Annotated in this window: 16 protein-coding genes and 1 pseudogene; 4 read left to right on the forward strand and 13 right to left on the reverse strand. The window is 70.0% G+C overall.

What is annotated here, in order from left to right; all coding sequences use genetic code 11:
* Window position 1: 1 nt before the first annotated feature.
* Window positions 2-478: a CidA/LrgA family protein gene (locus tag VXM69_RS19385; RefSeq protein WP_034188259.1), complete on the reverse strand. Its 477-nt coding sequence runs from the start codon at window positions 476-478 to the stop codon at window positions 2-4.
* 141 nt (window positions 479-619) lie between these two features.
* Between VXM69_RS19385 and VXM69_RS19390 the strand changes: the two genes are divergently transcribed.
* Window positions 620-1,546, forward strand: a complete 927-nt coding sequence (locus VXM69_RS19390) for a LysR substrate-binding domain-containing protein (RefSeq protein ID WP_367190046.1) — start codon at window positions 620-622, stop codon at window positions 1,544-1,546.
* A 27-nt stretch (window positions 1,547-1,573) separates the two neighbouring features.
* Here the strand turns inward: VXM69_RS19390 and VXM69_RS19395 are convergent.
* From VXM69_RS19395 to VXM69_RS19405, 3 genes and pseudogenes are all read right to left on the reverse strand, one after another.
* A pseudogene (locus VXM69_RS19395) lies at window positions 1,574-1,684 on the reverse strand (PIN domain nuclease); the annotation flags it as partial.
* Window positions 1,685-1,690: 6 nt separating this feature from the next.
* A complete protein-coding gene (locus tag VXM69_RS19400) occupies window positions 1,691-3,253 on the reverse strand; it encodes a DHA2 family efflux MFS transporter permease subunit (RefSeq protein WP_034188208.1) in 1,563 nt (520 codons plus the stop codon).
* Between the two features lie 177 nt (window positions 3,254-3,430).
* On the reverse strand, window positions 3,431-3,916 hold the full coding sequence (locus VXM69_RS19405) for a MarR family transcriptional regulator (protein WP_343727534.1): 486 nt from the start codon (window positions 3,914-3,916) through the stop codon (window positions 3,431-3,433).
* A gap of 174 nt (window positions 3,917-4,090) precedes the next feature.
* On the opposite strand from VXM69_RS19405, the gene VXM69_RS19410 reads away from it, so the two are divergent.
* Entirely contained in the window at window positions 4,091-4,375 is a 285-nt protein-coding gene (locus tag VXM69_RS19410) for a multidrug ABC transporter ATPase (RefSeq protein WP_080287836.1), read from the forward strand.
* A 269-nt stretch (window positions 4,376-4,644) separates the two neighbouring features.
* Window positions 4,645-6,186 carry an efflux transporter outer membrane subunit gene (locus VXM69_RS19415; RefSeq protein ID WP_367190047.1) on the forward strand — a complete coding sequence of 514 codons (1,542 nt, stop codon included), beginning with the start codon at window positions 4,645-4,647 and terminating at the stop codon, window positions 6,184-6,186.
* Between the two features lie 21 nt (window positions 6,187-6,207).
* Here the strand turns inward: VXM69_RS19415 and VXM69_RS19420 are convergent, their stop codons facing one another.
* The 8 genes from VXM69_RS19420 to gspG are packed head-to-tail and all read right to left on the reverse strand — an operon-like array spanning window position 6,208 to window position 12,194.
* The gene (locus VXM69_RS19420) at window positions 6,208-6,996 is read right to left on the reverse strand and encodes a type II secretion system protein N (protein ID WP_034188204.1); all 789 of its coding nucleotides are present in this window, start codon (window positions 6,994-6,996) and stop codon (window positions 6,208-6,210) included.
* Between the two features lie 35 nt (window positions 6,997-7,031).
* Window positions 7,032-7,538 (reverse strand): type II secretion system protein GspM, encoded by a 507-nt coding sequence (gene gspM, locus VXM69_RS19425; protein WP_034188258.1) that lies wholly within the window; start codon window positions 7,536-7,538, stop codon window positions 7,032-7,034.
* On the reverse strand, window positions 7,535-8,893 hold the full coding sequence (gene gspL / locus VXM69_RS19430; protein WP_124608635.1) for a type II secretion system protein GspL: 1,359 nt from the start codon (window positions 8,891-8,893) through the stop codon (window positions 7,535-7,537). The genes gspM and gspL overlap by 4 nt, the downstream gene beginning before the upstream one ends.
* A gap of 26 nt (window positions 8,894-8,919) precedes the next feature.
* The gene (gene gspK, locus VXM69_RS19435; RefSeq protein WP_226104012.1) at window positions 8,920-10,065 is read right to left on the reverse strand and encodes a type II secretion system minor pseudopilin GspK; all 1,146 of its coding nucleotides are present in this window, start codon (window positions 10,063-10,065) and stop codon (window positions 8,920-8,922) included.
* Window positions 10,062-10,751 carry a type II secretion system protein J gene (locus tag VXM69_RS19440; RefSeq protein ID WP_080287835.1) on the reverse strand — a complete coding sequence of 230 codons (690 nt, stop codon included), beginning with the start codon at window positions 10,749-10,751 and terminating at the stop codon, window positions 10,062-10,064. The genes gspK and VXM69_RS19440 overlap by 4 nt, the downstream gene beginning before the upstream one ends.
* Window positions 10,729-11,130, reverse strand: coding sequence for a type II secretion system minor pseudopilin GspI (gspI, locus tag VXM69_RS19445; RefSeq protein WP_034188256.1), 402 nt, complete (start codon window positions 11,128-11,130; stop codon window positions 10,729-10,731). The genes VXM69_RS19440 and gspI overlap by 23 nt, the downstream gene beginning before the upstream one ends.
* A 2-nt stretch (window positions 11,131-11,132) precedes the next feature.
* On the reverse strand, window positions 11,133-11,702 hold the full coding sequence (locus tag VXM69_RS19450) for a GspH/FimT family pseudopilin (protein ID WP_367190048.1): 570 nt from the start codon (window positions 11,700-11,702) through the stop codon (window positions 11,133-11,135).
* A 39-nt stretch (window positions 11,703-11,741) separates the two neighbouring features.
* Window positions 11,742-12,194: a type II secretion system major pseudopilin GspG gene (gene gspG, locus VXM69_RS19455; protein ID WP_049029109.1), complete on the reverse strand. Its 453-nt coding sequence runs from the start codon at window positions 12,192-12,194 to the stop codon at window positions 11,742-11,744.
* A gap of 174 nt (window positions 12,195-12,368) precedes the next feature.
* Here gspG and VXM69_RS19460 point away from each other — a divergent pair, with 174 nt between their 5' ends.
* Complete coding sequence (locus VXM69_RS19460; RefSeq protein ID WP_034188199.1) at window positions 12,369-12,779, forward strand: type II secretion system protein N; 411 nt, start codon at window positions 12,369-12,371, stop codon at window positions 12,777-12,779.
* 31 nt (window positions 12,780-12,810) lie between these two features.
* On the opposite strand, the gene gspF is transcribed toward VXM69_RS19460, so the two are convergent.
* Window positions 12,811-14,028 (reverse strand): type II secretion system inner membrane protein GspF, encoded by a 1,218-nt coding sequence (gene gspF, locus VXM69_RS19465; protein WP_034188198.1) that lies wholly within the window; start codon window positions 14,026-14,028, stop codon window positions 12,811-12,813.
* Window positions 14,029-14,030 lie beyond the last annotated feature (2 nt).

Genomic DNA, 14,030 nt, shown 5'->3' on the forward strand with positions numbered 1-14,030 from the left:
CTCAGTGCGCGGACACGGCGCTCAGGCGCGCGCGGCGGCGTTCGGCGAACACGCGCTGCGCGGCGAACCGGCGTTCGAGCTTTGCGGCGAGATCGACCGCGACGGCCACCGCCACCATCACGAACGCGGTGCCGGCGAGCATCACCAGCGCGATGCGCCAGCCGTCCTCGCGGAACAGCCCGCCGTACTGCACGGCCGCGACGGCGGCCGGCACGAAGAACAGCAGCATGTCGGACAGCAGCCAGTTCGCGCCGTCCTTCACCCACGCGGGCGCGACGCGGCCCGAGAACAGCAGCACGAGGAGCACCGCGAGGCCGATCACGCCGGACGGAATCGGCAGGCCGACCTTGCGCACGGCCCAGTCGACGGCCATCCACAGCGCGCCGAGCGCGGCGGCCTGCAGCGCGATCCGGCCCGTATGCGCAAGGCTGCCGGAAGCGGCAGGGCGGGCGGCGGCAGCGGCGGTCGGCTTGGTCATGGCGGGCTCCATACGGAATAGTGCGTCGATGGTGTGAGTATAGGGTTTCCCCTAACCATAAATAAAATGACTTGTCTCTATCCTTATCATTCCAATTCGGAATTCGGTTTGGGCTTTCCGCACCAATTTGGGGAGATGTCGATGGAATTGCGCGCGCTGCGGTACTTCGTCGAGGTGGTTCGCCAGCAGAGCTTCACGGCGGCGGCCGACAAGCTGTTCGTCACGCAGCCGACCATCAGCAAGATGGTGAAGGCGCTCGAGGACGAGATCGGTTCGCCGCTGCTGCTGCGCGACGGCCGCCAGATGGTGCTGACCGATGCGGGGCGGATCGTGTTCCAGCGCGGCCAGGACGTGCTCGCCGCGCAGGCGCAGCTGCAGTCGGAGCTGAACGATCTCGGCACGCTCGGCCGCGGCGAGCTGACGATCGGCATCCCGCCGCTCGGCGGCTCGCTGTTCACGCCGATCATCGCCGCATACAAGCAGCGCTATCCGAACATCGAGCTGAAGCTGTTCGAACAGGGCGCACGGATGATCGAGGCCGCGCTCACGTCGGGCGAGCTGGAGCTCGGTGGGTTGCTGGAACCGGTCGATCCCGGCACGTTCGAGCGGCTGCCGATGGTGCGCGCGCCGCTGTGGCTCGTCGCGCCGCGCGAGTCGCGCTGGGAGGACCACGCGGCCGTGCCGCTCGCCGACCTGGCGCGCGAGTCGTTCGTGTTCTATGCGGAGAGCCTCGCGCTGCACGACGCGGTGCTCGATGCGTGCCGGCAGGCGGGCTTCACGCCGTCGATCGTGAGCCGCAGCGGCCACTGGGATTTCATGGCCGCGCTCGTGCATGCGGGCGTCGGCATCGCGCTGCTGCCCGAGCCGTATTGCCGGCGGCTCGACGTGGGCCAGTTCACGTGCCGGCCGATCGTCGAGCCGGAAATCACGTGGGCGATCGCGCTCGGCTGGCTGAAGAAGGGCTACCTGTCGCACGCGGCGCGTGCGTGGCTCGACGTCGCTCGGGCGACGCTGCCGATCGCGCCCGGCGACGATCTGGCGTTCGGCGGGCTGCGGGCGCGGGATTGACGGCCGGCCCTGCGTGCGGCGCGATCGGACGTGTCGAATCGGGCCCGGATACCGGGCCACCGTGGGGTCGTGCGTGAGTCGCGTGATGCCTTCCGAAGCCGCCTGGGCAACCAGCAGCCGGTCGAACGGGTCGCGATGCCGCCGTCAGTGCCCCATCGCCGGCCCCGCGCCCTTCCTCGGTTTCGTGATCCACACGAGCGCCGCCAGCGCGATGAACATCACCGCCGACAGGTGGAAGAAGTCGTTGGTGGCCATCATGAAGCCCTGCTGCGTGACGAGCTGGTTGAGCTGCGCGTTGGCCGTCTGCCCGACGATGCCGAGCTGCGCGAGCGCGCCCTGGTAGTCGGTCGTGTTCTGCGCGTAGATGCTCACCGATTCCGACAGCCGCGCATGATGGTAGATCGCGTCGTTCTCCCAGAACGTCGAGCTGGCCGCGGTGCCGATCGCGCCGGACAGCGTGCGCAGGAAGTTCGACAGCCCCGACGCGCTCGCGAGCCGCTCGTCGGAGATGCTCGACAGCGTGATCGTCGTCATCGGCACGAAGAAGCACGCGACGCCGATCCCCTGCACGAGCCGCGGCAGGATCACGTGGTTGAACGGCACGTCGAGCGTGAACGTCGCGTTCCACAGCGACACGCCCGCGAACACGATGAACGCGAAGCTCGCGACCATCCGCAGGTCGAGCCGGTGCATGTTGCGCCCGATCAGCGGCGACAGCACGAGCGCGAGCAGCCCGACGGGCGCGGTCGCGAGGCCGGCCTTGCCGGCCGTGTAGCCCATCACGGTCTGCAGCCACAGCGGGAAGATCACGACCGAGCCGAAGAACGCCATGAAGCCGAACGAGATGATCAGCGCACCGAGCGCGAAGTTGCGGTCCTTGAAGAGCGACAGGTCGACCACCGGCTCCTTCTCGGTCGCCTCCCACACGAGCATGAACGCGAGCGACACGACGGCGATCAGCGCGAGCGCGACGATGAACGACGAGTTGAACCAGTCTCGGTCCTTGCCGAGGTCGAGCATCATCTGCAGGCACGACACGCCGATCACGAGCAGCGCGAGGCCGATCGCGTCGATCCGCTGCTTCGACGTCTTCGTCTCGCGGCCGCGCAGCAGGAAATACGCGCAGGCCGCGGAGAAGACGCCGATCGGCAGGTTGATGTAGAAGATCCACGGCCACGTGTAGTTGTCGCTGATCCAGCCGCCCAGCAACGGGCCGAAGATCGGCGCGACGATCACCGTCATCGCCCATAGCCCGAGCGCGAGCCCGCGCTTCGCGGGCGGGTAGCTGCGCATCAGGATCGTCTGCGACAGCGGCACCATCGGCCCCGACACGAGGCCCTGCAGCAGCCGGAACGCGATCAGCGTCTCGAAGTTGGTCGCGAAGCCGCACAGCGCCGACGCGATCGTGAACGCGAGCACCGACAGCGTGAACAGCCGCACCTCGCCGACCCGCCGCGCGAGCCAGCCGGTGAGCGGCACCGCGATCGCGGACGCGACCGAATACGACGAGATCACCCACGTGCCTTCGCTGGTCGCGACGCCGAGGCTGCCCGAGATGGTCGGCACCGCGACGTTCGCGATCGACGTGTCGAGCACTTCCATGAAGGTGCCGAGCGCGAGCCCGATGGTGAGCAGCGCGAGCGTCCCGCCGGACAGCGGCGCGGGTTCGGCGGCGGGGGAGGCGGCGGATGCCGTGGTGGCGGACATCGGAATCTCCTAGAGGCGGCGCGCACGACGCGCCGGCACAACGCACGGGCGTGCGACGCAGCGCAACCCGGCCGGGTGGAACGAAAAAGGGGAAAAGCGCAGCGCGTGTCCTGTCATCTTCTGCCCAGACAGAGAAATAAGCGAATGCTTAACCTAGACATGGGGCCTCCGCGCGCGTCAGGCGTCTTCGTCGGGTTTCGGGCAGCCGGTTGAGCTGGGCCCGTTGGCGATGAAGCGCTGCAGCAGGCCGGTGAGCGTCGCGAGTTCGTCGGCCGAGAAGCCGTCGAGCTGCGCGTTGAGCACGGTCGCGACCAGCGACGGCAGCGCGCGGGCCGCGTCGGCGCCGCGCTCGGTCAGCGTCAGCTCGATCATCCGGCGATCCTGCTCGCTGCGCGAGCGGGCGATCAGCCCCTTGCGTTCGAGCCGGTCGAGCATGCGCGTCATCGAGCCGCTGTCGTACGACATCTTGCGCGACAGCTCGAACGGCGTGCGCGCATAACCGCGCGACAGCAGCAGGATCACGCCGATCTGCTGCGCGGTGAGGTCGAGCGGCTCGAGCGCGCGATCCATCCGCTCGACGAGCGCCTGCTTCGCCTTCGACAGGTAATAGCCGAGGCTCGTTTCCAGCGCGATGTTCTCGGGATCGTAGAGGCCGCCGGTCATACGATTGCGCGCGCAGCAATAGTGCGTTTCAGGTTAAAACGCGCCCAGTATCTTGAAAAATGATTGCTTAGTCAATATTATTTGAGGCAACCAGTTACGACGTGCATGTTGCACTGCCGGAGACTATGTTCTGACCGATGCGCCCGCGCTGCCGGGCACCCGAGGATGTTCGCGATGCTGTTCCTGAAAAATGCCGCCGGCGCGCTGCGCCGCAACCTGACCGATACCGCTCATCATGTGTTTTCCGGGCCGCACCGCGGCTGGAAGATCGCGCTGTACGTGACGATGCTGGTCGTGCCGGGCGGCTCGCTCGCGGCGCTCGGGTTCGCCTGGTTCGATCATCGCCGGCAGCGCAACGCGAAGGGCGGCGCCCGCCGCACGAGCCAGCCGGCCGCCACGGAGCCGTCGACATGGCGCGCCGCCGCCGAGCCCATCCCGGTGCCGGCGCGCTGCCACTGACGTCGCCCCGCCCCCGTTTTCCCGTCTGATCCGGCCGGGCGCCCGCCGCGCCACGCGTGGCCGGCGCCGCACGCCCGTCTTCCCGCAAGCGATCCGTAATGGCCGGTAAACCGGCCGGCCGCGCCGGTAACACAATCCGGCCCGCGCGCACCGTACCCTTAGGGCTGCGCGGCTTCCCCGCCGTCAGTTACCATTTGTCCGCCAGCGGCATGACGACCGCATCGCGCGACGCCGCTCGCCGGCCGTCACGCCCAGACAGGAAAACCACCATGCCGTACGCCTCCCTCCCGCGCGCCCTTCGCCCGCTGAGCGCCGCCGTCGCCGTCGCGACGGCCGTGCTGCTCGCCGGCTGCGCCGTCGGGCCCGACTACCACCGGCCCGACACGTCGATTCCCGCAGCCTTCAAGGAAGCGCCGGCCGGCTGGAAGGTCGCGCAACCGGCCGACCGCACCGACCGCGGCCCGTGGTGGACGGTCTACAACGATCCGCAGCTCGACGCGCTGATCGGCAAGCTCAACGCCTCGAACCAGACCATCGCGCAATCGGCGGCCGCCTACCGGCAGGCACGCGCGCTCGTCACCGAAGCCCGCGCCGCGTATTTCCCGACGGTCGGGCTGACCGCGTCGGGCTCGCGCGCCCGCACGCCGCGCACGTCGGTGTCCTCGGGCTCGTCGAGTTTCGGCAGCGGGTCGTCCGGGTCGATCAACAACAGCTACAGCGTCGGCCTCGATGCGAGCTGGGAGCCCGACCTGTGGGGCAAGGTGAGCCGCACCGTCAGCGCGCAGCGCGCCGGCGAAGCGGCGGCGGCGGCCGATCTCGCGAACGCGCGGCTGTCGCAGCAGGCGCTGCTCGCGCAGACCTATTTCCAGCTGCGCACGTCCGACGCGCTGCAAAAGCTGCTCGACGACACCGTGAAGTCGTACGAACAGTCGCTGAAGCTCACGCAGAACCAGTACGCGCAGGGCGTCGCCGCGCGCGCGGACGTGATCCAGGCGCAGACGCAGCTGCAGAGCGCGCAGGCCGCGCAGATCGACAATGGCGTCGCACGCGCGCAGTACGAGCACGCGATCGCGACGCTGATCGGCGAACCGGCGTCGACCTTCTCGCTGCCGCCGAACCCGCTCGCGGCCGAGCCGCCGATCACGCCGGTCGACGTGCCGTCCACGATCCTCGAACGCCGGCCCGACATCGCGGCGGCCGAACGCCGCGCGGCGGCCGCGAACGAGCAGATCGGCGTCGCGATCGCGGCGTTCTTCCCCACCCTCACGCTGTCGGCCACCGGCGGCTTCCAGAGCACGGTGTGGTCGCAGCTGTTCACGCTGCCGGCGCGTTTCTGGACGGTCGGCCCGCAGCTCGCGGCCACGCTGTTCGATGCCGGTCTGCGCGCCGCGCAGACCGATGCCGCGCGCGCGACCTACGACCAGGATGTCGCCGCGTATCGCCTCGCGGTGCTCACCGCCTTCCAGGACGTCGAGGACAACCTCGCGTCGCAGCGCATCCTCGCGCAGGAAATCGACGTGCAGCGGCAGGCCGTCGACAGCGCCGAACACTCGCTCGCGATCGTCACGAACCAGTACAAGGCCGGCACGGTCGCGTACCTGAACGTGCTGACCGCGCAGACCACCGCGTTCACCGCGCAGCAGAAGCTCGCGACGATCGCCGGCCAGCGGATGGTGTCGTCGGTCGGGCTCGTGAAGGCGCTCGGCGGCGGCTGGGACGTGTCGGACCTCGCGCGCGAGAACGGCGGCATGGCGGCGCCGGCCCCCCTGCCGGCATCCGGCGCGGCCGCGACGCCGCTCGCGCAGAAGTAAGGGCAGCGGGCGACGCGCGCGTCAGCGCTGCGCGTCGCCGAAGATCAGCGACACCGCGTTGTTGCCGATCGGGTGGCCGAGCAGGTTCAGCAGCCCGGCGAGGTTCGCCTGCTGCTCGGGCGCCGCATGCGCGGTGCCGCGGAACGATCCCTGGCCGGGGCCGAAGCTGCCGTGGCCGTCGAGAAACAGCGGGCCCTGCGTCGTCGACAGGTCGAGATCGGCGCCCGCGCCCTTCGCCTGCAGCACCGCGCGGTACGAACCGAGCGGCTTCACGCGCGACACGCGCGAACTCATCGAGTCGATCGTCACCGTCAGCTGGCCGAACGCGTTGCTGCCGAACAGGCGCCAGTCGCTCCAGCCGATCCGCACGTCGCCCTGCAGGTCGAGCGTGTTGAACGGCGTGCCGAGCCCCGCGAGCAGCGATGCGGGCACGGCCATCGTGCCCGCCGACAGCACCGCGCCGCGCCATGTCGCATCGAGCGTCACGGCATCGGGCATCGCCTCGGTCTGCCGCATGCGCATCTGCACGCGCCCCGTCAGCAGCGGCCAGAAGCGCGTGGTCCATTCGACCCGGCCCGGCAGCAGCGTCGCCGCGCTCTGGTCGGCGCCCGGCGCGAGCATCAGCGTGCCCGAGCCGTGCCACAGCGACCCGTCCGGGTCGACGAGATTCACGTGTCCGCCGGTCGCGCGCGCGAACTGCGGCGCGATCCATGCCGCCGGCGCGAGCGCGACGAGCGTCACCGCCGTCGCCAACCCGCCCGCCAGTGCCCACGGCAATACGGCGGCGAGCCGTCTGATCCCCGGCCTCATCGGCCGACCGCCGCTTGCGTCATCCACTGCGTCATTTATTTCTGTACGGAAGGTTGCATCACGGCCGTCAGGTCGACCTGGCCGTCGTCCTTCAGCGCGGTCGCGTGCGCCTCGCCGACCTGCACCTTGAACTGCCGGCGCGCATCGTCGAGCCACTGCGTCCACGCCGGGAACGACACGTTCTTCATCTGCACCTGCACGCCGTTACCGACGATCTGCACCTGCGCCCCCTGCAGCCCGTGATCGGACAACGACGCGGTCAGCGCGTCCTTCAGCGCGAGGCCGGTCGGCGCGACGCCCTGCGCGGCGGCCGCCAGCGACTTCGCCTCGTTCGCCTGCGCGGTCATCTGCGCGAGTTCGTGACGCATCGCCGGCAGCTCCCGCTGGATTCGTGCGCGGCCTTCCTGCGCGGGCGACCACAGCACCGAATACGCGATCGCAACGGCCAGCACGGCGCCGCCCCAGCCGAGCAGCATCTTCTCGCGCGGCGAGCGCTCACCCCAGAACTGGGCCAGCGTCTGGTTCAGTTGTTCGGTTTTCATGAGCGGCTCCGGATCGTCCATTTGCCCGTGTTGCTGTCGACTTCGCCGGACAGTCCGTTGCGCGCGAGGCGCTGCGTGAAATCGGGATCGACCTTGACCTCAGGCTTGAAGCCGACGTCGAGCCGCCGGTCGTGATAGTCGAGCGACGCGATGCCGTTCAGCGGCAGCGCGCCCATCGAACGCGACAGCCCGCTCGCCAGCGCGAGGAAATCGTTCGGCGACAGCTCGCCGGCCGCCAGGCGAAGCTGGTCGAGCTGGCGCTGCATCTGCGCGGGCGGATCGAGCACCGTCGTCGTCTTCGGGAACGCGGACAGCAGCGTTTCGGTGATCTGCGCGGACAGCGCATCGCGCTCGCGCGACAGCTTCCACCAGTGCAGGTTCATGCCGATCACCGCGACGCCGAGCGTCGCCGCGAGGAGCGCGAGCGGCACGCGCAGCCGCTTCACCGTCGCGCGGTCGAAGCGCCACGGCTGCGACTCGAATTCGAACTGGCACAGATCGAACTTCTCGGTGAGCGCGCGGCGCGCGAACGTGTCGAACGGCAGCGGGGCGGCGCCCGGCAGCAGCGCCGCGTCGGACCGGCCGACCGACGCGAGCCGCGGCTCCGCACCCGGTTCGCCGAGTTCGTACAGTTCGACGTCGCCGCCGCGGGCGAGCGCGGCCAGCGTGCCGGCCGCGCGCGCCGCGGGCGCCGCGAAGCCTTCACCGAGTGCGCCGCGCGCCACCGCGAGTTCCAGGCGCGGCGCACCGGCCGCGGCCGGCTGCGCGCCGGCTTCGACGAGCACCGGTTCGACCGACGTCGCGAGTCCGAGCACCGCGGCGACCGTCGCCGGGCGGGCGGCCGGCTCGAGCGCCTCCGTGGCGAGCGCGGCGGCATCGGCCGGCGCGACCGGTGCCGGTTCGGCCGACGCGCGCGGCGCCGGCAGGCAGCGCGTCGCGGGCACCGCGCTCAGGTGCCGGTGGCCGGCCGCCGTGAACGCTTCGCAGATCGTGCGGAACCACGCGCGATCGACAACGGCCAGCACGCGGCGCCCGTCGGGCAGCGCGACCGGATCGAGCGCGATGTGGCAGCCGAGCGGATCCTGGATCAGCTGGTCCTCGACGATGTTGGGCAGCGCCTGGCGCAGCTTCGGCCCCTTCAGCGGCGGCACGGCCGTGGCCAGCAGCAGCACGTCGCGCGCGGCGACGATCAGCACCGTCGCATTCGCGCGCGGCAGCAGCGCGAGCGCGGCGCGTCCGGCGCGCTGCACCTGGCCGGCCTTGTCGACGAGCGTGAACGGCAGTTCGGGCCACTGCCATTCCTGCAACGGCACGGCAGGCTCGCGCGGCGGCAAAGAAACAATCAACGTGCTCACAAGAGCTCCTCTCCCGATTGGCGTCGTTATAGCTGGTCGCGGATACGCACGACCCGCGTCGAGTGCGTGGTCGGATCACGATACACGAGCGAGGTGCGGTCGACCTCCGCCCGGTCGTGCTGGATCCGGCCATGCACGATGAAATAACTCGAATTGACGTCGACGAGGCTCGAGTCGATCGTCACGTTCGGCGCGCCGGCGCCGCGCAGCGCAAGCTGCACGTCGCCGACGTTCCGGAAAAACACGGTCTCGCGGCGCGACACGAGCGCCTGCGCGGACGACACGCTCATCCCCGGCACCAGCGACGCGATCACTTCGGCCGGCGCGGTGTTCATGTTCACCGGTGTCGTGGTCGGCAGCACGGTGACGAACGGGCGCAGCCGCGCGACCATCTCGGGCGTCACGCCGTCGACGTCGAGCAGACTGTCGACGCTCGTCATCATCAGCGGCGCCGGCCCGCGGTCGCCGCCGGCCATACCGGGATCGTCGGTGAAGCCGCCGCCGCCCTGGTCGGTCGTGACCGGCGCGGTCACGGCGTTCGCCGCGGTACCGCCGCCACCGGGCAGGTTCGGCATCTGGAAACGCGTCGCCGAATGCAGCAGGCCCGCGCGCACCTGCAGCGCGATGCGCTTCGCGAATGCGCCGTCGTAGCCGAGCGTCGTCAGGAGGCGCTGGAAGGCCTGGAGCTGCGTGACGTTCAGTTGCAGCACGCCGGGCGCCGGCGACGACACGAGGTTGCGCAGGTTGAACTTCGCCTGCGCGTCCTCGATCGAGCCGGAGATATAGGTGTCTTCGCCGCCGCTGTCGTTGGGCGCGCCGATCCTGCCGAGGAAATCCGACAGCTTCGTCTTCGCGATCGGCACGCCCCAGATCCCGCCGAGATAGGTGATGCCGGGCGCCGTGTCGCCTTCGGAGCGCAGGATCATCCGCGTCCAGTCGAGCGCGCCGCGCGCGACCCACTGCGCCTGCGCGATCACCCGCTGGTTCTCGATGCGGCGGATCTGCACCTGCTGGCGCCACAGCATTCCCGAGACGAGGATCGCGGACAGCGCGACGACGAGCAGCGCCGTGATGATCGCCGCGCCGCGCTCGCGGCGGGCACGCGTGCGACCGGCGGCGGGGTTGCCGCGGTTGCGGAAGGGCGGACGTGAGCGGCGCGCGCGCATCGTCATTCCCCGACGAGGAAGATGCGCGTGACGGGCACGCGCAGCGACGTCGCGCCGATGCTGACCTGCAGCCCCGTCACCGCGCGCGTCGGCGGCGCGTTGCCGATCTGCGGCACCTTGAGCGCGTCGTTGTTCTGCGCGAGCGCGTCGTCGGCCGTCTGCAGGTTGGTGGTCCAGCCCACGCGCGGCACGTACAGTTTCGCGTCGATCGCGCCGACGCCGCCCATCAGCGCGACCCAGCTCCAGCCTTCGACGCTGCTGTCCTTCAGCATCGTGCGCAGCCGGTTCGCGTCGTCGATCGGCGGCGACACATAGCGCACGACGCGCCCGCCGGCGATCCGGTAGCGGACCACCTGCAGCCGCGGCGCGGCGCCCGGCACCTCGAGTTCGCGCACGATCTGCAGCGTGTTGCCGGCGACGCCGATCGCCGGCTGGCCGGCTTCGTCGTCGGTCGCGGCGAGCCGCGCGTCGATGCGCATCTGGTCGAACATCTGCGCGAACACGCGCTCGTCTTCCATCGCGGCCGCGACCTTGTCGCGGCCGCGCATGATCTGGTCGAGCCCGCGCCACGCGAGGATCGCGACCACCGCGAGGATCGCGATCGCGATCATCAGCTCGATCAGCGTGAAGCCGCGGACGCGGCGGGCGGACGGGCGGCGCATCGGCGCGTCAGAGCGGACGGCTGGTTTCATTCGCGACCACCGTCACCATCTGCGCGAGCACGCCGGATTGGCCGGGCATGCTCACCGAAATCCGGACGCGCCGGAACACCGGGTTCGGCGTCGTGCTCACACGCTGCGTGCAGACGAGCTGCACGTTGCCTTGCGAGCAGTCGAAGCTCTGCTCGCCGACCTCCGGCCATGCGTGCGTGAGCCGCAACTGCGCGAGCGCGTTGTCGGCGCTCCAGCCGGCCAGCAGCCGGCGATGCAGGTCGGACGCGTTGGTCGCCATCGTGCCGACCGCACGGATCGACGCGGCGAGCGCGACCGCGATGATCGCGAGGGCGACGAGCACCTCGATCATCGTGAAACCGCGCGATGAAGAAACGGAACAGGGCAGGCGACGACGCATCGTCATTGCACCTCGTAGCGGCCGTTGCCGGTGCCGACGATCGTCGCGCTGCCGGCGGCCGAATGCAGCGTCACGCGCACCGGCGTGTCGATGCTCTCGGTGCCGAACACGACGCGGCTCGCCTGCGTGTCGGAGCCCGGATAGTCGATCTCGGCGCCGGTGACGCCGCCGTCCCAGTCGCGCGGGCGCAGCAGGTCGTCGCGCAGCGTGCGCCAGCCGTCGGGCGAACTCACGTCGAAACGGAAACCGTGCTCGGTCGGCTGCCACGCGATCGGCCGCGCGCGCACCTGCGCTTCGTCGCCGGCCGTCTCGAACAGCAGCGCGACGCGCTGCGCTTCTTCACGCAGGTCGGTGCGCGGATTGCGCGTCAGCGACAGCGACGCGAGCGACACCAGCAGCCCCGCGATCACCAGCACGACCAGCATTTCGAGCAGCGTGAAGCCGCGCGTGCGACGACGCGGCGCGCGGCGGTTCACCGGCCCGCCGCCGGCACGTGCCGGTACGGCCGACACCGCGCCGCGACGCGCACGGCGATCGCGACCGCAGCGGGAGGTCGTGCGAATGGCGGGCATGAAGAACGGGAGTGAAACGCCGGGCCGATCAGTGCCGGCTTATTGCCACGAACCGATGTCGGTATCGTTGCCTTCGCCGCCTTCCTTGCCGTCGGCGCCGTAGCTGAACACGTCGACCTCGCCGTGCACGCCCGGGTTCAGGTACTTGTAGCCGTTGCCCCACGGGTCGTTCGGCAGGCGCTCCAGGTAGCCGCCGTCCTTCCAGTTGTTCGGGATCGGATCGGTGGTCGGCTTCTGGATCAGCGAATTCAGGCCCTGCTCCTGGGTCGGATAACGGCCGTTGTCGAGCCGGTACAGCTTGAGCGCCTGCATGATCGTGCCGATGTCCTGCTTCGCGGCGATGCGGCGGGCCTCGTCCGGGCGGCTCATGATCTTCGGCACGATCAGCGCCGCCAGGATCCCGAGGATCGCGACCACCACCATGATCTCGATCAGCGTGAAACCGCGCTGACGACGCACGGCCGCGTTGCGGCGAGTGATCCACGTTTGCATGACTGACTACCTCTTCCAAAAAATGTCGTCGATTGAGTGACGCACCCCGCGCACCGGACGATTGCCTGACAGCAAGCTTCCGGTCCCGCGGGCGCGGAGCACGCATTGTAAGGCGCGCATCGTCGAGGGCTTTCACCCAACGCAAATTTCATATACATCCGTACAATAGCGCGCATGAACGCGCTCTCGATCCGGATCCTTTCCCTCGCCCTCTTCGCGGGTTTGTGCGCGACGGCCACCTACTGGGTCGTCACGCTGTCGGCCCGCGAAGCGCCGCTGCCCGCCGCCGCCGCGCGGCTGCCGATCCGCACCGAGGACGCCGCGGCGCTCTTCGGCGGCCAGCTCGACAAGAATCCCGTCCAGGACATCCACCTGTTCGGCATTCTCGCGCTCGACCATGGCGGTGCCGCGATCGTCGGCGTCGGCGGCGAACCGCCGCGCGCCGTATCGCTCGGCGCGGACGTCACGCCGGGCGCGAAGCTCGCCGAGGTCCGCCCGCGCTCGATCATCGTCGACCGCAACGGCGCCCGCGCCGAAATCCAGCTCCCGGCGAACACGCCGTCCCCCGCGATCTACATGCGCTGAACGGCGACGGCCTGACCGTCAGGCCGCCACGTCACTGCACCATGTTGTTCAGCTCGATGATCGGCAGCATCACCGCCAGCACGATCACGAGCACGATGCCGCCCATCGCCAGGATCAGGAGCGGCTCCAGCAGGCTCGTCAGGAACATCGTGCGGCGTTCGAGCTCGCGCGCCTCGCCTTCGGCCGCGCGATCCAGCATCGTCGTCACGTCGCCCGTCGCTTCGCCGGAGCGGATCAGGTGCACGAGCACCGGCGGAAACGTCTTCACGTTGTTCAGCGCCCGCGACAGCGCGGAGCCCTCGCGCACGCGCACGATCGCATCGTCGATGTTCGCGCGCATCGCGCGGTTCGACAGCGTCTCGCCGGCCGCCTGCAGCGCGCGCAGGATCGGCACGCCGGCCGCGGTGAGAATGCCGAGCGTGCTCGCGAAGCGCACCGTGTTGTAGCCGCGCACGAGCTTGCCCGCGAGCGGTGCGGTCAGCACCCAGCGGTCGAACGCGAGCCTCGGCCCGTCGCGCGACAGCGTCGCCTTCACGAACCACACGACCAGCACGACAGCGATCAGGATTGCCCACCACCAGTGCCGCACGAAATCCGACAGCGCCATCATCACGACCGTGAGGATCGGCAGTTGCTGTTTCGTGCTCGCGAACACGTTGACGACCTGCGGGACGACGTAACTCAGCAGGAACGTGACGATGCCGAACGCGATCAGCGTGACGATCCCCGGATAGGTGAAGGCCAGCAGGATCTTCTGCTTCAGCGCGTTGCTCTGCTCGATGTAGTCGGCCAGACGCGACAGCACGATGCCGAGCTTGCCGGTGTGTTCGCCGGCCGCGACGAGCGCGCGATAGATTTCCGGAAAATCGCGCGGGTGCTGGCCCAGCGCATTGGCGAGCGAATGGCCGCCGAGCACCTCGGCGCGGATCGCGGCCATCAGTTCGCGGATGTAGTCGCGCTCGGCCTGCTCGGTCAGCACGCCGAGCGCCTCGTCGAGCGGCAGCCCGGCGATCAGCAGGCTCGCGAGCTGGCGCGTGAGGATCGCCTGTTCGCGCTGCGACAGCTTGCGGCCGAACGCGAGCCGCTGCGAACGCGCCCCGCGCGTCGCGCTGGCGGCCGGCTCGACGACGAGCGGGGTGAGCCCCTGCGTGCGCAGCTGGCCGCGCGCGGCACGTGCGCTGTCGGCGTCGATGACGCCTTTCTGCGCACGTCCCGCCGCATCGATTGCTTCGAAACGGAATGCCGGCATCG

It is taken from the genome of Burkholderia sp. Ed8 (assembly GCF_040761425.1).
Lineage (GTDB): Bacteria > Pseudomonadota > Gammaproteobacteria > Burkholderiales > Burkholderiaceae > Burkholderia > Burkholderia seminalis.